This window comes from Solimonas variicoloris DSM 15731 (assembly GCF_000382285.1).
GTDB classification, from domain to species: domain Bacteria; phylum Pseudomonadota; class Gammaproteobacteria; order Nevskiales; family Nevskiaceae; genus Solimonas; species Solimonas variicoloris.
Genome location: NZ_KB907928.1, coordinates 241,518 through 262,743, shown reverse-complemented (window position 1 = coordinate 262,743; position 21,226 = coordinate 241,518). Strand labels below are relative to the sequence as shown.

General features: G+C 67.8%; 18 protein-coding genes. 7 read left to right on the top strand and 11 right to left on the bottom strand.

The window, feature by feature from the left end:
• Positions 1 to 8: 8 nt before the first annotated feature.
• Positions 9 to 1,139, top strand: coding sequence for a sulfate/molybdate ABC transporter ATP-binding protein (locus H149_RS0107445; RefSeq protein ID WP_020649120.1), 1,131 nt, complete (start codon positions 9 to 11; stop codon positions 1,137 to 1,139).
• A gap of 12 nt (positions 1,140 to 1,151) precedes the next feature.
• Positions 1,152 to 2,543: a hypothetical protein gene (locus H149_RS0107440; protein ID WP_020649119.1), complete on the top strand. Its 1,392-nt coding sequence runs from the start codon at positions 1,152 to 1,154 to the stop codon at positions 2,541 to 2,543.
• Between the two features lie 9 nt (positions 2,544 to 2,552).
• Here the strand turns inward: H149_RS0107440 and H149_RS0107435 are convergent, their stop codons facing one another.
• The 3 genes from H149_RS0107435 to prfB all read right to left on the bottom strand — a co-directional run bounded on the left by H149_RS0107435 (position 2,553) and on the right by prfB (position 6,661).
• Positions 2,553 to 3,737 carry a multidrug effflux MFS transporter gene (locus H149_RS0107435; protein WP_020649118.1) on the bottom strand — a complete coding sequence of 395 codons (1,185 nt, stop codon included), beginning with the start codon at positions 3,735 to 3,737 and terminating at the stop codon, positions 2,553 to 2,555.
• A 254-nt stretch (positions 3,738 to 3,991) separates the two neighbouring features.
• Positions 3,992 to 5,563 carry a lysine--tRNA ligase gene (gene lysS, locus H149_RS0107430; RefSeq protein ID WP_020649117.1) on the bottom strand — a complete coding sequence of 524 codons (1,572 nt, stop codon included), beginning with the start codon at positions 5,561 to 5,563 and terminating at the stop codon, positions 3,992 to 3,994.
• A gap of 2 nt (positions 5,564 to 5,565) precedes the next feature.
• Positions 5,566 to 6,661 (bottom strand): peptide chain release factor 2 gene (gene prfB / locus H149_RS0107425; RefSeq protein WP_154654684.1). Its coding sequence is split into 2 segments (ribosomal slippage): positions 5,566 to 6,588 and positions 6,590 to 6,661, totalling 1,095 coding nucleotides; the frame shifts between segments, so codons are not numbered across the junction.
• 150 nt (positions 6,662 to 6,811) lie between these two features.
• Here prfB and H149_RS24200 point away from each other — a divergent pair.
• The gene (locus H149_RS24200; protein ID WP_020649115.1) at positions 6,812 to 8,122 is read left to right on the top strand and encodes an OmpA family protein; all 1,311 of its coding nucleotides are present in this window, start codon (positions 6,812 to 6,814) and stop codon (positions 8,120 to 8,122) included.
• A 105-nt stretch (positions 8,123 to 8,227) separates the two neighbouring features.
• Here H149_RS24200 and H149_RS0107415 read toward each other — a convergent pair whose 3' ends face one another.
• A complete protein-coding gene (locus H149_RS0107415) occupies positions 8,228 to 10,357 on the bottom strand; it encodes a DUF1302 domain-containing protein (protein WP_083930867.1) in 2,130 nt (709 codons plus the stop codon).
• Between the two features lie 165 nt (positions 10,358 to 10,522).
• Here H149_RS0107415 and H149_RS0107410 point away from each other — a divergent pair, with 165 nt between their 5' ends.
• The 4 genes from H149_RS0107410 to H149_RS22070 all read left to right on the top strand — a co-directional run bounded on the left by H149_RS0107410 (position 10,523) and on the right by H149_RS22070 (position 14,385).
• On the top strand, positions 10,523 to 11,551 hold the full coding sequence (locus H149_RS0107410) for an AraC family transcriptional regulator (RefSeq protein ID WP_020649113.1): 1,029 nt from the start codon (positions 10,523 to 10,525) through the stop codon (positions 11,549 to 11,551).
• 140 nt (positions 11,552 to 11,691) lie between these two features.
• Positions 11,692 to 13,107 carry a DUF1329 domain-containing protein gene (locus tag H149_RS0107405; protein WP_020649112.1) on the top strand — a complete coding sequence of 472 codons (1,416 nt, stop codon included), beginning with the start codon at positions 11,692 to 11,694 and terminating at the stop codon, positions 13,105 to 13,107.
• 75 nt (positions 13,108 to 13,182) lie between these two features.
• Positions 13,183 to 13,410: a hypothetical protein gene (locus H149_RS0107400; RefSeq protein WP_020649111.1), complete on the top strand. Its 228-nt coding sequence runs from the start codon at positions 13,183 to 13,185 to the stop codon at positions 13,408 to 13,410.
• Positions 13,411 to 13,428: 18 nt separating this feature from the next.
• Complete coding sequence (locus H149_RS22070; protein ID WP_020649110.1) at positions 13,429 to 14,385, top strand: hypothetical protein; 957 nt, start codon at positions 13,429 to 13,431, stop codon at positions 14,383 to 14,385.
• Between the two features lie 13 nt (positions 14,386 to 14,398).
• On the opposite strand, the gene H149_RS0107390 is transcribed toward H149_RS22070, so the two are convergent.
• From H149_RS0107390 to cyoA, 7 genes are all read right to left on the bottom strand, one after another.
• On the bottom strand, positions 14,399 to 14,944 hold the full coding sequence (locus tag H149_RS0107390) for a response regulator transcription factor (protein ID WP_020649109.1): 546 nt from the start codon (positions 14,942 to 14,944) through the stop codon (positions 14,399 to 14,401).
• Positions 14,928 to 16,253 carry an ATP-binding protein gene (locus H149_RS0107385; protein ID WP_436278842.1) on the bottom strand — a complete coding sequence of 442 codons (1,326 nt, stop codon included), beginning with the start codon at positions 16,251 to 16,253 and terminating at the stop codon, positions 14,928 to 14,930. The genes H149_RS0107390 and H149_RS0107385 overlap by 17 nt, the downstream gene beginning before the upstream one ends.
• Positions 16,254 to 16,279: 26 nt before the next feature.
• Positions 16,280 to 16,996 carry an SURF1 family protein gene (locus H149_RS0107380; protein ID WP_154654690.1) on the bottom strand — a complete coding sequence of 239 codons (717 nt, stop codon included), beginning with the start codon at positions 16,994 to 16,996 and terminating at the stop codon, positions 16,280 to 16,282.
• Between the two features lie 74 nt (positions 16,997 to 17,070).
• The gene (gene cyoD, locus H149_RS0107375; protein WP_020649106.1) at positions 17,071 to 17,475 is read right to left on the bottom strand and encodes a cytochrome o ubiquinol oxidase subunit IV; all 405 of its coding nucleotides are present in this window, start codon (positions 17,473 to 17,475) and stop codon (positions 17,071 to 17,073) included.
• A complete protein-coding gene (cyoC, locus tag H149_RS0107370; protein ID WP_020649105.1) occupies positions 17,475 to 18,092 on the bottom strand; it encodes a cytochrome o ubiquinol oxidase subunit III in 618 nt (205 codons plus the stop codon). The genes cyoD and cyoC overlap by 1 nt, the downstream gene beginning before the upstream one ends.
• 4 nt (positions 18,093 to 18,096) lie before the next feature.
• A complete protein-coding gene (gene cyoB, locus H149_RS0107365) occupies positions 18,097 to 20,109 on the bottom strand; it encodes a cytochrome o ubiquinol oxidase subunit I (protein ID WP_020649104.1) in 2,013 nt (670 codons plus the stop codon).
• Positions 20,106 to 21,197 (bottom strand): ubiquinol oxidase subunit II, encoded by a 1,092-nt coding sequence (cyoA, locus tag H149_RS20120; protein ID WP_039748297.1) that lies wholly within the window; start codon positions 21,195 to 21,197, stop codon positions 20,106 to 20,108. Before cyoA ends, cyoB begins: the two co-directional genes overlap by 4 nt.
• Positions 21,198 to 21,226 lie beyond the last annotated feature (29 nt).

Below are 21,226 nucleotides of genomic sequence, written 5' to 3'. Positions count from 1 at the left end.
GAAGCAACATGGACATCAAGATTCGCGGCATCCACAAGGCTTTCGGCAGCTTCCCCGCGCTCGGCGGCGTCGATCTCGACATCGCCTCCGGCGAGCTGGTCGCCCTGCTCGGCCCGTCGGGCTCGGGCAAGACCACGCTGCTGCGCGTGATCGCCGGCCTGGAATTTCCCGACCGCGGCGCGATCGTGTTCGGCGAGGAGGACATGGCCGGCCGCCCGATCCGCGAGCGCCGCGTCGGTTTCGTGTTCCAGCACTACGCGCTGTTCAAGCACATGACCGTGCTCGACAACGTCGCCTTCGGCCTGCGCGTACGCGAACGCCGCGAGCGGCCGCCGGAAGCGATCATCCGCGAACGGGCCCGCGAACTGATCGAGCTCGTACAGCTCGCCGGCCTCGAAAAGCGCTATCCGGCGCAGCTGTCCGGCGGCCAGCGTCAGCGCGTGGCGCTCGCTCGCGCGCTGGCGATCGAGCCGCGCGTGCTGCTGCTCGACGAGCCGTTCGGCGCGCTCGACGCCAAGGTGCGCAAGGACCTGAGGCGCTGGCTGCGCCAGCTGCACGACAAGACCGGCGTGACCACGATCTTCGTCACGCATGACCAGGAAGAGGCGCTCGAACTCGCCGACCGCGTCGTCGTCATGAACCGCGGCCGCATCGAGCAGGTCGGCACCACCGACGAGGTCTACGAGCAGCCGGCGACGCCGTTCGTGTTCGACTTCCTCGGCAACACCAACGTGCTGCCGGGCGAAGTGCGCGGCCGCGAGGTCTACGTCGACGGCCAGGACACGCCGATCGTCACCGCCAGCCTGCACGGCTCCGGCCCGGTCGACGTCTACGTGCGGCCCGGCGACCTGCGCGTCACCGACGCGGGCGCGCCCGGCTTCGACGCGGTCATCCGCAGCACGCAGCGCACCGGACCGATCCTGCGCTGCGAGGCGGTGACCGCATCCGGCCAGGCGATCGAGATCGAGGTGCCACATCTGCACTACGACACGCAGACGCTGCGTCCGCAGCAGCACGTGCGCCTGCGCCTCAACCAGTTCAGCGTTTTCCCGCGGCAGGCGCGCAGCGGCGACGGCACGCTGCCGGACGTGGTGCCGAACGCGCCGGCCGAGTACCGCAAGCGCAGCCGCAGCGGCTGACGGAGATATCCGATGCCAGTGTTTTCGAATGCCGGCCGCGCGCCGGCACGGGGTTCTTTTGCGCCGCGCATCCACTTCGCGGCCACCGTCCTGCTCGCCGCCGTCCTGGCCGCCTGCGGCAGCGGTAGCGATCCGGCCACGGAAGACAATCCGCTGGCGGCGGATGCACAGCGCGCGCTCGACGCCCGTGCGATCGCAATCCGCGACAGCAGCGACTTCGCGGTCGCCAAGGGCCTGGCCAAGAGCCAGTACCAGATCGCGCATGGCCTGCCGATCAGCGACGAAGCTGCCGCCCGGCTCGACGCCGCGATCGACGAGCTGGCCTTCAGCGCGATCCAGAAGGCGGTCAACGACGACGCGCTGCGGCCGCAGGTCTACTGGGTCAATAACGCCGCGCCGAAGACATGGTTCGGACTGCAGGTGCCGGGCGGCCGCTACTCCTACGACAATCCGGACAACATCTACCGGACGATCCCGATCGACGGCGGCGAGCGCTACGTGCTTCGCGGCCACCGCCACGCGCACGGCCCGGCCGACGTCACTTTCTCGCTGATCAGCAATCCGAACTCGCAGAACACGATCGATTACATCAACGGGCCGGATCTGGCGATCGACGCCGACGGCGACTACACGATCACGATCGACGCCGATCCGGCGAACGGCTGCGTCAACCACATTCAGTCCGACGCCAGCGCCCGGCAACTGTTCGTGCGCAACAACCTCGGCGACTGGTCGCGCGACACGCCGGACACGCTGACCGTCGAGCGCCTTGGCCCGGCACCGGGCGCGGCAGCGCCGAGCGACGACGACATTCGCGCCACCGCGACGCAGAATCTGCTCGAGAGCGGCTTCTTCTACGGCATCGGCGCGCTCGGCATCAAGACGATGGTCAACCCCGTCAACACGCTGCCGTCGCCGCAACAGTCGTCGACGCTCGGCACGCTGGTGACGCAGGCCAGCTCGTTCGGACACTTCTCACTCGACGACGACGAGGCGCTGGTGATCACCCTGCAGGACGGCGGCGCCGGCTACTTCGTGGTGCCGGTCACCGACCCGTGGCTGGTCACCGCCGATCCGGTCGGCCATCAGTCGAGCCTGAACAACCGCCAGGCTGTCGCCGACCTTGACGGTCGCTACACCTTCGTCGTCTCGATCGCCGATCCCGGCGTGCAGAACTGGCTCGACCCGGTCGGCCTGCACGAGGGCACGATCATGGTCCGCTGGCAGAACCTGCCAGCCGAAGCGCCCGCGCGCGGCGGCCCGGCGGTTGAAGCCCGGGTGGTCAAGCTGGCCGATCTCGACAGCGTGCTGCCGGCCGGCACCCGCCGCGTCAGCGCTGCCGAGCGCACACGTCAACTGCAGGCGCGCCGCAACGGCTACGAGCGCCGCATCGCGGTGCCGTAGCAGAGCGCCCTACAACTCGGCCGAAACCTTCGGCACCAGCAGGTGCAGCAACGTCACCGCGGTGATGCCGCAGGCGGCCATCACCGCGCCCATCGGCACCGGCGTGCCGTCATGCAGCGCGCCGGCGATCGCGCCGGTGGCGGCGGCGATCGTGAACTGCAGCGTGCCGAGCAGCGCCGAGGCGATGCCGGCGCGATCGCCGAACGGCGCCATCGCCGCCGCGGTCGCGTTCGGGAACGAGAAGCCGAGGCTGGCGATGGCGAAGAACAGCGGCACGACGATGCCGGCGAGGCCGCCGAAGCCGGTCACGGCGTCGAGCAGCAGCACGCAGCTGGCGCCGGCGCTGCTCGCCAGCGCGCGCCGCATCACGCGCTGCGCCGGCAGGCGCCGCAGCGCCAGCGCATTGAGCTGCGAGGCGACGATCAGGCCCGCGGCGTTCATGCCGAACAGCCAGGAGAAATGCAGCGGACTCAGCTGGTAGGCGTCGATGAAGACGAAGGCGGCGACCGAGATGTACGCGAACATTGCCCCCTGCGCAGTACCGCCGGCCAGCGCATAGCCCATGAAGCGGCGATGGCCGAGCAGGTGCAGGTAGCTGCGCGCGACCTCGGCGACGCCATGCGCGCGACGCTGGGCGATGGTCTCCGGCAGCACGCGCGCGGCAAGCAGCATGCAGAACGCGCCGAACAGCGTCAGCGCCGCGAAGATGCCCTGCCAGCCGAAGGCGTGGAAGACCTGTCCGCCGATGGTCGGCGCCAGCACCGGGGCGATGCCCATCACCGCCATCATTGCCGACAGCACCTGCGCCATCTGCTGCGGCGGGAAGCGGTCGCGCACCATCGCACGGACGATGACCATGCCGGCCGAGCCGCCGAGCGCCTGCATGAAGCGCAGCAGCGCCAGGCCCTCGATGCTCGGCGCGAAGATGCAGCCGGCCGAGGCCAGCGCGTAAAGCGCCAGGCCGAACAGCAGCGGCTTGCGTCGCCCGTAGCGGTCGGCGAGCGGACCGTAGACGAGCTGGCCGATCGCCAGTCCGGCGAAGAAGGTCGACAGCGTCGCCTGCACGGCGGCCGCGTCGGCGCCGAAGTGCGCCTGCAGCGCCGGGAAGCTCGGCAGGTACATGTCGATCGAGAACGGCCCGATCGCGATGATCGCGGCGGCGGCGACGATCCAGATGCGCAGCTGACGATCCATCCGCTCCTCGTTCGCTTGCGGGGCCGTGGCGCGGCGCCGCTTCGTTCACCGCGCTCCGCCGCGGCGGCGGGCGACGCCGGGCGCGCGCCGCGCTGGGTCCGGCCGGGCGCGGGCCGCCGCGGCGGCCGCGCGTCAGAGGCAGCCCCTGCCCGTCGGGTCTGCCCGGGGAACCGGCCGGGCCGGGACCCCGCCTGCTCACGCCGCGCGCCGCCGGTCGATGCCAGGCAGCGAACGCGGCTGCCGCCGCGAAGCCCTTATGCCTCGGGCCGCATCTGCGGAAACAGCAGCACGTCGCGAATGCTCGGCGAGTCGGTCAGGAACATCACCAGGCGATCGATGCCGATGCCGACGCCGGCGGTCGGCGGCAGGCCGTATTCGAGCGCGCGGATGTAGTCGGCGTCGTAGACCATCGCCTCGTCGTCGCCGGCATCTTTGGCGGCGACCTGCGCCTTGAAGCGCGCGGCCTGATCGTCGGCGTCGTTGAGCTCCGAGAAGCCGTTGGCGACTTCGCGGCCGCCGATGAAGAACTCGAAGCGGTCGGTGACGTCCGGATTCTCGTCGTTGCGGCGCGCCAGCGGCGACACCTCGGTCGGGTATTCGGTGATGAAGGTCGGATCGAACAGGTTCGGCTCGACCGTCTTCTCGAAGATTTCCGTCAGCAGCTTGCCCGGGCCCATGCCCTTGGTCTTCACGCCCCAGGCGCCGAGCACCTGCTGCATGTAGACCTCGTTCATGTTGCGCAGCTGCTCGGCGTCGAGCGGCTCGTAGCCGCTCGGCGTCCGCGATTCGTCCGCGATCGGCGTGTTGTATGCGATCACGGCGTCGAGCATCGAAATGCGCCGGAACGGCTGCTCGAGGTCGTAGTCGCGACCCTGATAGCTGAGCTTGCCACTGCCGTTCACCGTCAGCGTCAGATCGCGGATCAGCGTCTCGACCAGATCCATCGCGTCCTTGTAGTCGGCGTAGGCCTGGTAGAACTCCAGCATCGTGAACTCGGGGTTGTGTCGCGTCGACAGCCCCTCGTTGCGGAAGTTGCGGTTGATCTCGTAGACCTTCTCGAAGCCGCCGACCACGAGGCGCTTGAGGAACAGCTCCGGCGCAATGCGCAGGTAGAGATCGCGGTCGAGCGCGTTGTGATGGGTGATGAACGGCCGCGCCGTCGCACCGCCGGGAATCGGCTGCAGCATCGGCGTCTCGACTTCGATGAAGCCGAGCGTGTCGAGAAAGTTGCGGATGAAGCGCACCGTCTGGCCGCGCTTCTCGAAGGTGCGCTTCACCTCCGGATTGACGATCAGGTCGACATAGCGCTGGCGGTAGCGGATCTCGGTATCGGTGAGGCCGGCCCACTTCTCCGGCAGCGGCCGGATGCCCTTGACCAGCAGCTCCACCGTCTGCGCCTTGACCGACAGTTCGCCGGTCTTGGTCTTGAACACCGTGCCGCGCACGCCGAGGATGTCGCCGACGTCGTAGTGCTTGAAGGCGTCGTAGGCCTCGGCGCCGACCGCGTTCTGCTGCACGAAGATCTGGATGCGGCCGGACATGTCCTGCAGCTGGCCGAAGCTGGCCTTGCCCATCACGCGCTTGGCGATCAGGCGGCCGGCGAGCGCGAAGACCTGCGTCTCGGTCTCCAGCGCCGCCGCGTCGCGCTCGCCGTAGCAGCCGTGCAGGTACTCGGCCAGCGTGTCGCGGCGGAAGGTGTTCGGGTAAGCGCTGCCGGCGGCGCGCAGCTTGTCGAGCTTGTCGCGGCGGGCGGCGATGACGTAGTTCTCGTCGACGGGCGCGGCGCCCTCGGCGGCCGCGGTCGCGGGCTTCTGTTCTTCGCTCATTCTCACAATCCTTGCTTGAGGCTCGCCTCGATGAACGGGTCGAGGTGACCGTCCAGCACTTTCTGCGTGTCGGCGATCTCGACGCCGGTGCGCAGATCCTTGATGCGCGACTGATCGAGCACGTACGAGCGGATCTGGCTGCCCCACTCGATGTCGCTCTTGGAATCCTCGAGCGCCTGCTTCTGCGCGTTGCGCTTCTGGATTTCCTGCTCGTACAGACGCGCCTTGAGCATCTTCATCGCGCGATCGCGGTTGGCGTGCTGGCTGCGCTCGGTCTGGCAGGCGACGACGATGCCGCTCGGCACGTGCTTGATGCGGATCGCCGACTCGGTCTTGTTGACGTGCTGGCCGCCGGCACCGGACGAGCGGTAGGTCGCGACTTCCAGGTCCGCCGGATTGATCTCGATGTCGATGTCGTCATCGACTTCCGGCGCGACGAACACGCCGGCGAACGAGGTGTGGCGGCGGTTGCCCGAGTCGAACGGCGATTTGCGCACCAGGCGATGCACGCCGGTTTCGGTACGCAGCCAGCCGTAGGCGTACGGGCCCTGGATGTAGAGCGTCGCCGACTTGATGCCGGCGACTTCGCCGTCCGAGCGCTCCATCAGCTCGACCTTGAAGCCCTTGGCCTCGGCCCAGCGGATGTACATGCGCGCCAGTATCTCGGCCCAATCCTGGGCTTCGGTGCCGCCGGAGCCGGCCTGCACGTCGAGATAGGCGTTGGCGTTGTCGAGCTCGCCGCTGAACATGCGGCGGAACTCCATGTCGGCCGCCATCTTCTCGAAGCGGGCGACGTCGCGGGCGACCTCGTCGACGGTGGCCTGGTCGTTCTCGGCCTCGGCGAGGTCGAGCAGGTCGAGCGCGTCCTTGAGGCCGTTGTCGGCCGACTCGATCGGCTGGATCACGTCCTCGAGCTTGGCGCGCTCGCGGCCCAGGTTCTGGGCGTACTCCGGATTGTTCCAGACCTCGCCGCGCTCGAGCTCGGCGTTGACTTCGACCAGGCGGTCCCGCTTGGTTTCGTAGTCAAAGATAGCCCCGCAGCGCGTCGAAACGCGCTTGCAGGGCCGTCACCTCATTGCGTAACTGATGCGCTTCCATTGCGGATGCGATGTCTTCAAGGGGAAAAGGGCCGAGATTATACGTTGCCGCCACGCCCGTCGCGTGGTCCGCGCGCAGCGCGGCGGCCCGCTGGAGGCGCTGCTATAGTCGAGCGGAGCGATTCTCAAAACAAATCCACTGGGGGATGCCATGAAGGGACTCAAGGTAATCGGCCTGCTGTGCGCGCTGCTCGGCGCCGGCCAGGGCTGGGCGCAGGACGAAAGCACCGAAAAGGGCCCGCGCGGGCTCGAAGGCACGCCGTGGTACGTCTCGCCGATGTTCTCGTACACCGACTCGGACAGCGACCGCGGCACCGACGGCGGCCTCGGCGGCATCCTCTCGGTCGGCAAGAAGCTGACCTGGGGCCTGACGCTCGAAGCGACCGGCTTCTATTCGACGATGGACGCCAAGAGCGGCGGCGGCAGCGCCGAGCTCAACGGCTACGGCGCCAGCGCGCTGTTCTTCCCGTCGCAGACGCTGCCGAACCTGTTCGGCGTGGTGTCGCTGATGGTCGGCCACACCAGCGACCTGCCCGGACCGCGCGCCAACTACGACTCGACCGTGTTCGACGTCGGCCTCGGCTACCTGCAGCCGGTCACGCGCCACATCATGATCCGCGCCGAGGCGCGCTACCGGACCGACGCCAAGGGCAGCGAGCCGACCGGCGCCAAGGGCAAGGATTCGAACTTCGCCGAGGGCGTCTACAACCTCGGCCTGCTGTTCCCGTTCGGTCTGCCCGAGGAACAGGCGCAGGACAGCGGCACCGAGATCGCGGCGACCACGTCCGCGGACGATGACAACGACGGCGTGCCGAACGACGCCGACCAGTGCCCGAGCACGCCGGCCGGCGCCGTGGTCGACGCCAACGGCTGCGAGGCCGATGCCGACGGCGACGGCGTGGCGGACCGCGCCGACCAGTGCCCGGACACGCCGGCCGGCCTGCAGGTCGACGACAAGGGCTGCCCGCTCGACGGTGACGGCGACGGCGTGCTCGACACGGTCGACGAATGCCCGCACACCCCGGCCGGCGCCAAGGTGCTCGCCAACGGCTGCGCGCTGGTCGGCGACTGCCGCACGCCGAAGGCCGGCGAACAGGTCGACGAAAACGGCTGCGCGGTCGACAAGCGCTTCGTGCTCAAGGGCGTGAAATTCGAGTTCGACTCCGACCGCCTGACCGACGACGCCAAGACCGTGCTCGCGCAGGTCGCCGAGACGCTGCAGGCCTATCCGGACGTCAAGGTCGAGATCCAGGGCCACACCGACAACATCGGCTCGGACGCCTACAACCAGGGCCTCTCCGAGCGCCGCGCGCGCGTGGTCAAGGCCTTCCTCGCCGAGCACGGCGTCGCCGTCGCGCGCATGTCGCCGGTCGGCTACGGCGAGAGCCAGCCGATCGAGAGCAACGACACCGAGCAGGGCCGCGAGAACAACCGCCGCGTCGAACTGAAGGTGATGGAGTAAGAACCGGCGGCGCGCGCCGCCAGCCGCACGAAAAGGGGCCGCAGCGCGGCCCCTTTTTCTTTGCGCGGTGACCGGCGGACCACCCGCGGCAGCGCCGGCGACGCCTCAGAACGCGTAGCTGAAGCTCAGCGCGAGATTGTCGCGGTCGCGGCGGGTGTTGTAGCCGCCACCGCCCGTGTACCACTGGTAGAGCACGCGGGCGCTGAGCCCCTCGGTGAAATTGATGTCGGTGCCGGCGGCGATTTCCTTGCGGCCCTCGACGAAGTTCTGCATCGGCGACGGCGCGATGCCGCCGATGTCCCAGAAGTAGCCGAGCGTCGGCTTGAAGTTCCAGCCGAACAGCAGGTCGTTGTACTCGGCGCGCAGCGCGAAGCGCAGCCCCCAGGCGAACGAATCGGCGAAGCCGCGGTTCTGCTGCGTCGGATTGAGGCGGCGCGTGTCCGGTTCACCGTCGGCGGTGCCAGTGCCGTCGGCGCCCGGGCTGTGGTGCGTACGGCTGGCGCCGGAGCCCTCGAACTGGATCTGGCCGTGCCGCGGCATGTCGACCACATGCGTCAGGCCGAGCTCGCTGATCAGGATGATCTGGTCGGCGCCGAACGGATTCTCCGAGAACGCACGGATCGCCGTCAGGTCGAGCTGGCCGACCTTCAGTCGCTCGTAGCCGCGCACGTACTGGCCGGCCTCGATGCGGCCGAGGTGGCGATAGGACTTGATGAAGCTCGGCACCGCGACATCAGCCGACGGGAAGGTCGAACCGAGCAGCTCGACGATGTCGCCGAGGCCGCCGCTGCCGGTCGGCAGCAGGTTGATGAGATCGCTGAGGCCGTTCGGCGTCACCGAGTACTGCTGCACCGGAAACGCCGGCTGCGCGGCGGTGAAGATCACGTCGGTCAGCTGGATCTGCACCGGCAGGTTGTCGCGGAACGCGTACTCGCCGGCCAGCGACCAGGCACCGACATTGGTGTTGAAGCTGACGCCGAACAGGTGGATGTCCTCGGGATACTCGAGCGCGAGGCGGATGGTGTCGAGCGGCAGCGGCTCGCCGCGCGGATCGCCGGGCCGCGGCCTCGGCAGCGGCAGCGTGCCGTTGAAACCGTTGCAGGCGAAGTACGCGCTGACCACGTTGCTCTCGTCGCGCGTGCAGGAATCGTCGGCGGCGTACGCCGAGGCGTACGGCAGGCGCGAGTGATAGTTCAGGTAGTAGAGGCTCAGCTCGGTGCCGCCGTTGAGCCAGTCGGCGAAGTAGTTCAGGCGCACGCCGTACTGGCCGTCGTTCGATGCGCGCCCCTCGTGCGCGAGCATGCGCGCCGAGGTGCCGCTGATCAGGCCGAGCGGACCAGCCAGATGGCCGATACCGTCCGGGTCCTCGCCGAGCTGGCCGAGGCTGAACATCGCGTAGCGGCCGCCGCCGGCAATATCGCTGTCCGAGTAGAAGCTGCCGCGCGCATCCGGCCGCGTGCGCCGCCAGCCGAGCTGGTAGAAGACCTCCGCCGAAACACCGTCGAACAGATCCGACGACAGCAGCGCGACCGGCACCGGCTGGAACACCTCGCTGAACTCGGAGCCCGGCATGTGCAGGATGTTCGAGTCCGGCGGATTGACCTCGGCGATGCTGTTGAGCGCGACGAAGGTGCTCTCGCCCCAGCGCACCGTCTGGCTGCCGACCGACACCGTGCCCTGGCGCTCGCCCCAGGTGAAGGCGTACTGCACATAGGCATCGTAGAGGCGCGCGCCCTCAGCGTAGCGGCGGTCGATCTGCTCCGGCCGCTCGGTGCGGCGCGGCTGGTAGGTGGTGTCGTTGTGGCGCTCGTCGAAATCGTTGTTGACCGGATCGAAGAAGCCGAGGCCGCGCACGCGCGCGGTCCAGTCGTTCCAGGTCAGCGTCAGGTCCACCGACAGCTTGGTGGTCGCGGCGACGATGTCGTGCTGCCGGTAGTTGAGATCGCCGTCGTCGCCGTTGACGCCGCTGAACGCGCCCTTGGCGTCGATCAGGCGCTGGTTCGGCGCCGGATCACCGGTCAGCGACAGACAGTTGTCGGCGGCGCAGAGATCCTGCTGGCCCGGCACGTTGAGCTTGCCGATCTGGTGCCGGTAGTCGATGTCCTGCATGCGTATCGCGGCGCCGGCACTGAAGCGGTTGTTCAGCATGAAGTTGACGTCGCCGAGCTGCCAGTCAGCGGCGCCGGCCGCCGGCGCCGCGAGCGCCAGCACCCACGCGTGTCGTGCCAAACGCATCCTTGCTCCTCCCGTCCATGACCCCGCTCTGCCGGCGGGTAATGGCGACGGACGCTAGCAGTGCCCCTGCCGGGCGGCATTGCCCGAGCGTGACCTGGCGTTGTCATTTCGGCAAACTGTCGCATCGGCAGCACAGCCTCGGACCATTTCCATAGGACCACGCGCATGCGGGATTCGGGTTACTTCCTGGAGATCATTCACACCGGCATGGTCAACGCCGGCCTGAAGGTCAACGCTATCTACGAGCGGCTCGGCTACAACGCCGAAGAACTGCCGCTGCGCGAGATGCGCACGCCGCACCAGCTGCAGGCCTACTTCTGGGAAACCGTCGAAGCCGTCACCGGCGATGCCGAGATCGGCCTGCACCTGTGCAAGCACCTGCCGGTGTTCCACGGCGAAGTGCTCGAATACCTGATCTTCAGCAGCGCCACGCTCGGCGAGGGCGTCGAGCGCGCACTCAAGTACCTGCGCCTGCTGTCCGACGCGCTGAACGTGCGCATCGTCCACGACGGCGACGGCGCGCGCGCGCTGGTCAAGGGCACCGCGGCCGATGCGCCGCAGCTGCGCCATACCGAAATCTGCGTGGTCTACGAGCTGATCCAGTTCCTCAAGAGCGTCACCGAACAACGCTTCGCGCCGCTGCGGGTCTCGCTGCACTGCAGCCAGCGCGCCGGCCAGGCCGAGTACGACCAGACCTTCGGCTGCCCGGTCAGCTTCGGCGCGCCGGAGAGCGAGATCTGGTTCGATCCGGCGATCCTCGAATACCGCTCGCCGCGCTGGGATCCGGACCTGCTCAAGCTGCACGAGGATCTCGCCGAACGGCGCCTGTCCAAGCTGCGCCGCCACGACCTCATCGAGCGCATCCAGAAGCTGTTCGCGCAGCGCCTCGAACTCGACCAGCTGACGCTCGAGGACGTCGCCGAGGAGCTCGGCGTGCCGACGCGGCGCCTGCGCTTCGAGCTGTCGCGCGCCGGCACCAGCTTCTCCGAGCTGCTGTCGGATTTCCGCTTCGCGCTCGCCAAGCGCCTGCTCGCCGGCACCGATGAGCCGATCGAGAACATCGTCTACCTGACCGGCTTCTCCGAGCCCAGCACCTTCTACCGCGCCTTCAAGCGCTGGTCGAACATGACGCCGGTGCAATACCGCGAACAGAAGCGCTCGCATCGCCGCCTGGCACGCGCCTCGGCCCGCTGAGCGACTGGCCCTGCCGCCAAGCGCCGGCGCCGAGCAGCCAAGGACGCCTCCCCGCCCGTCTCTTACCTTGCGTCGCACAAGCGGACTGCCAAGAGCCGCGCCTGCCAGCCCAGGAAGGGCGGCTCCAGGAGGAGAGAGGGATGAAGCCGATGCACCGGGCCGCGCTCGCGGCCGCCGTCGCCTTGACCGTGAACGCCGGCGCGTGGGCCACCGCCACGCCCGACGAAGCCGCGCATCTGGGCAAGGATCTGACGCCGGTTGGCGCGATCCGCCAGGGCAATGCCGACGGCTCGATCCCCGGCTGGACCGGCGAGAAGAACTTCCCCGAAGAGACCAAGCACTACACGCGCGCCCAGCTTGAAGACCTGCGCAAGAACAAGCCCGACGAGCTCGAAGCGAAGTTCAAGGGCACGATGGCGCCGGACTATCTGAAGCCGGTCGCGACGATCACCGCCGCCAACATGGCGCAGTACGCCGACAAACTGACCGAAGGTCACAAGGCGCTGCTGAAGAAGTACCCGACGTACAAGATGAACGTCTACAAGTCGGTGCGCACGGCGTTCTATCCGGACGCCGTCTACCGGGCGACGATCGACAACGCCACCCGCGCCAGCCTCGAAGGCACCGACACGATCAAGAACGCACGGCTCGGCTTTCCGTTTCCGATCCCGAAGTCGGGCGCCGAGGTCGTCTGGAACCACAAGCTCAAGTACAAGGGCTCGGCCGCCAAGCGCTTCAACAACCAGGCGATCGTCAAACCGGACGGCAGCTACATCATCACGAAGATCATCGAGGACGTGAAGTTCAAGTACGCGAACCTCGATGAGCCGGGCGACACCAACACGCAGAAGCTGCTCGCCTACTATCTGTCCACCGTCGTCTCGCCGCCGCGCGTCGCCGGCCAGATCACGCTGGTGCACGAGACGCTGGACCAGTCGACCGGCGGCCGTCTCGCCTGGATCTATTCGCCGGGGCTCGGCCGCGTCAACCGCGCGCCCGACGTCGGCTACGACAATCCGGCGGTCGGTACCGACAACGAGCAGTACAACGACCAGATCGACGTCTTCAACGGCGCGCTCGACCGCTACACCTGGAAGCTGGTCGGCCGCAAGGAGATGTACATTCCGTACAACTCGTACCAGATCAATTCGCCGAAGGTGAAGTACGCCGACATCCTGCGCCCGCATCACATCAACCAGGACCTCGCCCGCTACGAACTGCACCGCGTCTGGGTCGTCGATGCGACGCTCAAGCCGGGCATGCGCCACAATTTCGCGCGGCGCACCTTCTATATCGACGAGGACAGCTGGGCGATCGCCGCCGAGGATTGCTACGATGGCCGCGGCCAGCTCTGGAAAGTCCAGGAAGCGCACCTGCTGACGGTGCCGTTCATTCCGACGACGACGGGCATTCCGGAACTGATCTACGACCTGCAGTCGACGCGCTACTTCGCGACGACGCTGGCCAACGAGGACGCGATCACGGATTTCGAGATCCGTTTCCCGGATTCTTATTTCGATCCGGCGAATCTCAAGCGCAAAGCGCGCAGCAGATAAGCAGTATGAAAGGTTGGGGATGTGTGTTCTTCGGCGGCCGCAAGGCCGCCTTCTTTTAAGCCCCACGGACCGGACATGAGCAGCAAAGCCAGCAAACTCCAGATCGTCAGCCGCGAACTCGGCGCACCCGCGCCGGACGCCCTCGCCGCGCTCGACGTGCCCGCGCTGCAGCAGCTCGCCGACGCGCTGCGCGACGCGCGCCGGCGCCAGCGCGCGCAGATGGCGGCCGCCACCGACAGCGCGCTGCAGCATGTGCCGCTGCTGCTGCGCGGCGCCGTCCGCAAGATCCTCGGCATCCGGTAGCAGCCGGAGCCGATCGCCATGAGTACCCTGCGCACCCGCGCCGAACTGCAGCGCCTCGCCCGCCTGCTCGACGTGCCCGGCGAACGCCTGCACGCGCTGGCGGCGGTCGGTCACGGCCCGCTCGCGCAGCTGCGCGAGCGGGCCACGGCGATGCTCTACGACGCCGACCGCGAGCACCTGCAGCGCATCGCCGCGGCGACCCGGCTGCTGCCAGCGGCGATCGCCGCGCTGATCGCCGAGAAAAGTCTCGGCCCCTTGCTGTGCGCACGCATCGCCGGCCTGCTGCCGGCGGATACCGCGCTCGATATCGCCCGGCGCCTGCCGGACGCGTTCCTCGCCGATCTCTGCCTCGAGCTCGACCCGCGTCGCGCGCGCGCCGTCGTCGAGCGCATGCCGATCGAGCGCTGCGTCGCGGTCTCGCTGGAACTCGCACGCCGCGGCGAATACGTGACGATGGGCCGCTTCGTCGACATTCTCGGCCTCGACGCCTTGCTGGCGACGGTCGCACGACTGACGGACGACGCCGTGCTGCTCAAGGTCGCGTTCTACGCCGAGGACCGCACGCGTCTGGATCGCGTGATCGAGCGCCTGCCGGAGGCCCGCTTCGGCGGCATCATCGATGCCGCGCTCGACGGCGGCGGCGAGTTGTGGCCGGAAGCGCTGTCCCTGATCGCCGAGCTGGAGCCGCGCTGGCGGCGCAAGTTCGGCGAGCTCGCGCTGTCGCGCGCCGAGGCCAGCATCCGCCAGATCGTGCAGCTCAGCGACGCACATCAGCTGTGGCCGGCGCTGCTGCCGGTCGCCGACAGCATCGACGAACCCGAGGCGGTGCGCCGCCTGCATGCGGCGCTGCTGGTGCAGGACATCGCCCTGCTCGAGCGCATGGCGGCGGCGGCCCGCCACAGCCCGATGTACGCGCGGCTTGCCGAGCTCGACTGGCCCGCGCCGCTGCGTGCGGTGATCGTCGCGCCGGCCTGAACCGGCGCGCGCCTCAGGACTCCGGCACCCAGCGCTTGCCGAGCTTGCGCGCCAGCGTGCGGCGGTGCATGCCGAGGCGCCGGGCCGCCTCGGAGACGTTGAAGCCGGTTTCGGCGAGCACCTCGTGGATGCGCTCCCATTCCAGCGTCTTGATCGAAGTCGGTCGCGCCGCGACCGGCACGTCGACCTTGCCGGCCTGCTGCACGAACGCCGCCTCGATGTCGTCGGTGTTCGACGGCTTGACCAGATAGTTACAGGCACCGAGCTTGATCGCCTCGACCGCGGTGGCGATGCTCGCGAAGCCGGTCAGCACGACGATCTGCATGGCGGCATCGTGTTCGTGCAGCGCCTGCACCACGCTCAGGCCCGAGGCCGTGCCGAGCTTGAGGTCGACCACGGCCCGCTGCGGCGCGTAATCCTGCAGCAGCGCCTGCGCCTCGGCCGGGCTGGTCGCCAGCAGCACGCGGTAGCCGCGCCGCTCGAACGAGCGCTTCAGCGTACGCGCGAAGGCGGCGTCGTCCTCGACGATCAGAAGTTCCGTTTCAGTCGATTCGCTCATCGTCTTCCCCGATCGCCAGCGCCGCGAGCGGCAGTTGCAGTGTTACGCGCGCCCCGCCCTCGGGACGATTGTCGGCCAGCACGCGGCCGCCGAGCTTGCGCACCACGTTGACGACCAGGAACAGGCCGAGCCCGCCGCCCGGACGTCCCTTGCTCGACTGATACGGCTTGCCGAACTGGGTCAGCATCTCCGGCGCGAATCCCGGACCGCGATCGCTGACGGTCAGCGTCAGCGTCTCGCCGTCGCGCACGACCTGCATGCCGACCCAGGCCGGAGAGGCCTCGAAGGCGTTGTCGAGCACGTTGTAGATGATCTGGCGCAGCGCCGTATCGGAGACGATGCGCGCGTCCTCGTCGATCTCGTTGTCGTATTCGAGCGCGGCGGCGGATCGCGTCGCGCGCCAGTCGGCGACCAGTTCGTCGAAGAAACGCACCGCCGTCGTCACTTTCAGCGTCTCGCCGCGCGCCTCGCCGGCCGACAGCAGGATGCCGGTGACGATGGTCTTGCAGCGCTGCACCTCGGCCTGCATGTCCTCCAGCTCGGCGCGCAGCTCGGCGTCGTCGCGGAACACTGGCATGCGCCGCCAGTCGCCGAGGATCACCGACAGCGTCGCCAGCGGCGTGCCGAGTTCGTGCGCGGCGCCGGACGCGAGCAGGCCCATGCGCACGATGTGGTCCTCCTCGGCGGCGCGCTGGCGCAGCGCCGCCAGACGCGCATCGCGGGCACGCAGGATGCGGTTGATACGGGTGACGAAGATCACCAGCAGGCCGGCGTCGAGCACGAAGCAGATCAGCATGCCGATGATGTGCAGCCGGAACAGTTCGGTGACGCCGCCGTACGGCAGCGACAGCGGCAGATACCAGCGCGTCAGGCCGAGGAAGCAGGCCGTGGTGACGCCGACCAGCGTCCATGTCGACCAGGCCTCCAGCATCACCGCACCGACGGTGACCTGCAGCGGATAGAGGAACACGAACGGATTGGTGGCGCCGCCGCTGAGATACAGCAGCGCGGTCAGCGCGGCGACGTCGAACAGCAGCCCGACCAGCAGATCGCCGTTGCGCACCTCGCCGAGCTTGCGCGGCCGGCACAGGCTGAACAGGTTCAGCACCACCAGCCCGCCGATCACCGCCGACATCGCCGCCAGCGGCAGGCGCACGTCGAACGCCAGCGTGACGTAGGCGATCGTCAGGATCTGGCCGGTGACGGCGATCCAGCGCAGCTGGATCAGCTGCATCATATTCTGCTGGCCGACCGTCTCGCGCGGCGAGGCGAACAGCGAGCGTCGGCCGGCGGAGGAAAGCATCTGCATGGTCAAGGCGGGCTGCCGCCGCGGTATCAGGCGCGCCGCGCGCGGCGCCGGGTCCATTCCTGGCGACCGACCAGCCCCGCCGCGCCGGCCACCATCAGCGCGAGCGTATACCAGGTGATGGCGTAGACGAGATGGCTGTTGTGAAAACGCAGCACGGTCAGGCCGCCGAGCGGCCAGCCGCCGGCGTTCGGCTGCGCGTCGGCATCGATGAAATACGGGGCCACGTCGGCGGCCGGCAGGCCGTCGGCGGCAGCGATCGCGGCGACGTCGCGCGAGTACCAGCGGCCGCCGGCCGAGTCGTTGCGGCGCAGGAAGCCGCCGCGCGGCTCGGTGCGTCGCAGCAGACCGGTAACCGTCACCTCGCCCGGCTCCTGCCCGGCCGCGCGCGTCGCCGGCTCGCGGTGCGCGGCGTCGACGAAGCCGCGATTGACGAGATAAAGCGCGCCGTCCGCGCTGCGCAGCGGCGTCAGCACCCAGAAGCCCGGCCCCCGCTCGGTCACCGCCTGCACGAAGGTCTCGTGTTCGTTCAGGAACACGCCGTCGACCTGAACCTTCAGATACTCGTCGACCGCGCCGCCGGCGATCGCCGGCCAGGTGTCGCGCCCGGGCGCCGCGACCGGTTCGGCCTGCAGATGGCGCTCGACGCGCTCGATCAGCTCGAGCTTCCAGGCCAGACGCCGCACCTGCCACTGGCCCAGCGTGACGAACAATGCGAACAGCAATAACGCCAACAGCGCCAGCAGCACGAGGCTGCCGGCGCTGCGCCCCGCCGGCGCGTTCGCGGCGGGGTCCTGCCGATCACTGACGGCGCCGCGACTCAGGGCATATCCCGCATGTCGTGCGAGGCGGTCGGCATCATGTTGGCGTTCATGTGGTACATGACCCACAGCGAGCCGGCCAGAATGATCACCAGCAGCATCGTGGTGAAAATCAGCGCGATCATGTTCCAGCCGCCTTCCGACGACGTGTTCATGTGCAGGAAGTAGATCATGTGCACCACGACCTGCACCGCGGCGAAGCCGACGATCACGAAGATCGTCGTGTCGCGCGATTCGAAGACGTGGCCCATCACCAGCCAGAACGGAATCGCGGTGAGGATGACCGACAGGATGAAGCCGGTCAGGTAGCTCTTCAGCGAGCCGTGCGCCGCGCCGCCGTGGCCATGGCCGTGCTCATGACCGTGGCCGTGCGCGTCGTGCGCGGTGTCGTGCGCTGCGCTCATCAGAGGACTCCCATCAGGTAGACGAAGGTGAACACGCCGATCCAGACCACGTCGAGGAAGTGCCAGAACAGCGACAGGCAAGACAGGCGGCGGCAGTTGGCCTCGGTCAGGCCACGCTTGGCGACCTGCACCATCAGCACCACCAGCCAGATGCTGCCGAAGAACACGTGCGCGCCGTGCGTGCCGACCAGCGTGAAGAACGACGACAGGAACGCGCTGCGCTGCGGACCGGCGCCTTCGTGGATCAGGTGGTGGAACTCGTAAAGCTCGATGCCGAGGAAGCCGGCGCCGAAGATCAGCGTGATGAACAGCCAGATCAGCGTGCCGCTCTTCTTGCCCTGGGCCATCTGCAGCATCGCGAAGCCGTAGGTGATCGACGACAGCAGCAGCAGGCCGGTGTTGACGGCGACCAGTTCGAGATCGAACAGGTCCTTGCCGCTCGGGCCGGCCGCATAGCTGTGACCGAACAGCGCGAACATCGCGAACAGGCTGCAGAAGATGAGGCAGTCGCTCATCAGGTACAGCCAGAAGCCGAGCATCGTGCCGTTTTCGGTGTGATGCTCCTCGCGCAGGAAGAAGGTCTTCCGGTCGATATTGGTGATTGCGTGAGAACTCATGTGGTTAACCCTTGGCCTTGGCCAGCAGCGCGGTACGCGCGTTCTCGACCGCCGTGACCTCTTCGGCCGACAGATGGAAATCGCGGTCGTAGTTGAACGTGTGGTAGATCGCGTAGGCGACCATGCCGACGAACGAAGCGAGCGCCAGCCACCAGACGTGCCAGATCAGACCGAAGCCGGAGATCGTCGCCAGCGCCGAGAGCGCCATGCCGGCGGTCGTGCCCTTGGGCATGTGGATCGGGATGAAACCCTCGGTCGGGCGCACGTAGCCGTTCTTCTTCATGTCCCACCAGGCGTCCTGCTCGTGGACCACCGGCGTGAACGCGAAGTTGTAGGCCGGCGGCGGCGACGAGCTCGACCACTCCAGCGTGCGGCCGTCCCACGGATCACCGGTCTCGTCGCGCAGCTGGTCGCGCTTGCGGATCGACACGACGATCTGGGCGATGTTGGCGAAAATGCCGCAGCCGATGATCAGCGCGCCGACCAGCGCGATCTGGAACCAGATCTGCAGGCTCGGGTCCTCGAAGTGCGACAGACGGCGGGTGACGCCCATCAGGCCGAGCACGTACAGCGGCGTGAAGGCGACCCAGAAACCGATCAGCCAGCACCAGAACGAGACCTTGCCCCAGAACGGATCGAGGCGGAAACCGGTCGCCTTCGGCCACCAGTAGTTGACCGCCGCGAACACGCCGAACACGACGCCGCCGATGATCACGTTATGGAAGTGCGCGATCAGGAACAGCGAGTTGTGCAGCACGAAGTCCGCCGGCGGCACCGCGAGCAGCACGCCGGTCATGCCGCCGATGACGAAGGTCAGCATGAAGCCGACGGTCCACAGCATCGGCACCTCGAAGCGGATGCGGCCGCGGTACATCGTGAACAGCCAGTTGAACAACTTCGCGCCGGTCGGAATCGAGATGATCATCGTCGTGATGCCGAAGAAGGTATTCACGCTCGCGCCCGAGCCCATCGTGAAGAAGTGGTGCAGCCACACCAGATACGACAGGATGGTGATGCAGACCGTCGCGTACACCATCGAGGTGTAGCCGAACAGCTTCTTGCGCGAGAAGGTCGCGACGATCTCCGAGAACGCGCCGAACAGCGGCAGGATCAGGATGTAGACCTCGGGGTGGCCCCAGATCCAGATCAGGTTCACGTACATCATCGGGTTGCCGCCGAAGTCGTTCGTGAAGAAGTGCGTGCCGACGTAGCGGTCCAGCGACAGCAGCACCAGTGCCGCGGTCAGGATCGGGAACGAGGCGACGATCAGGATGTTGGCGCACAGCGCGGTCCACGTGAAGACCGGCATCTTCATGAGCGTCATGCCCGGGCAACGCATCTTGATGATGGTCACCATGAAGTTGATGCCGGACAGCGTGGTGCCGACGCCGGCGATCTGCAGCGCCCAGATGTAGTAGTCGACGCCGACGTCCGGGCTGTAGTCGATGCCCGACAGCGGCGGGAACGCCAGCCAGCCGGCCTTCGAGAACTCGCCGACGAACAGCGACAGCATCACCAGCATCGCGCCGGCCGTCGTCATCCAGAAGCTGAAGTTGTTGAGGAACGGGAAGGCAACGTCACGCGCGCCGATCTGCTTGGGCACGACGAAGTTCATCAGGCCGGTGATGAACGGCATCGCCACGAAGAAGATCATGATCACGCCGTGCGCGGTGAAGATCTGGTCGTAGTGATGCGGCGGCAGATAGCCCATGTTGTCGCCGAAGGCCATCGACTGCTGCAGGCGCATCATGATTGCGTCGGCGAAGCCGCGCAGCAGCATGACGAAGCCGAGCACCATGTACATGATGCCGATCTTCTTGTGGTCGATCGACGTGAACCACTCGTTCCAGAGATAGCCCCACTTGCCCTTGGCCGTGATCCAGGCGAACACGGCGAGGCCGACGAGGGCGGTGCCGATGAAGGTCGCGAGCAGGATCGGCTCATGGAACGGGATCGACTCCCAGGTGAGCCGGCCGGTCAGGAAGTTCGACGTCGTTTCAGCGCTTTGATGAATCATGGCGTGTTACCAGCGGCACGGGGGGCAGCCTCGCCCGACAGCGAGGTGCGTGCGAGATAGGAAGGCGTGTCGGTGTCGCACATGGCGAGCACGTAGTTCGGACGCGGGCGCTCCAGGCCGCGCGCACGCTGCGCGTCGTAGGAGAGCTGCGAGACGTTGAAGATGCCGGCCTTGCCGAGCCCGCCCTTGGCGTCGATTGCCATCATGTCGCTCATGCACATCTTGTTCGGATCGACGCACATGTTGAGCACGGCCTTGAACAGCGCCGGATCGACCTTCGCATAGTGGCGCACCGGCTCGGCCCGGGTCGGCTGCTCGAGCTGCAGATACACCTCGCGGTTCAGCTCGCCGCCATCGGCGCGCAGCTGCGCGACCCACTGCTCGAACTCGGCCTGCGGCAGGCCGCGGAAACGGAAGCGCATGTCGGTGAAGCCGGCGCCGCTGTAGTGCGCCGAGACGCCGGTGGTGTCGACCGGCTGGTTGACGACCGCGTGCAGCTCGGTCTGCATGCCCGGCATCGCGTAGATCATGCCCGCCAGCGTCGGCACGTAGAAGGTATTCATGACCGTCGAGGCGGTGATCCGGAAACGGACCGGCCGGTCGACCGGCAGTGCCAGATCGTTGACCGTGGCGACGCCCTGCTCCGGCAGGATGAACAGCCATTTCCAGTCGAGCGCAACGACTTCGACATCCAGGTACTGGACGTCGGCCGGCAGCGCACGCGCTGCGTCGAGGCGGTCGAGCGGGCGATACGGGTCGAGCTTGTGCGTCGCGATCCAGGTCACCGTGCCAAGCGCGATGATGATCGCCAGCGGCGCCGACCAGATCACCAGCTCGAGCTTGGTCGAATGGCTCCACTCCGGATCGTAGGTGGCGTCCTGGTTTGACTGGCGGTAGCGCCAGGCGAACAGCAGCGTCAGCAGCATCACCGGCACGATGATGAGCAGCATCAGGAAGGTCGACAGGTAGATCAGATCGCGCTGCTGCAGGGCGATGTCGCCGGCCGGCCGCAGCACATCCGAATGACAGCCGGCGAGAACCGCCAGCAGGCTAACCGCTATCAGGCCGCGAAAGAGACGCACAGGCATGGCATATGCACTTCAGGGGAGATTTCGGG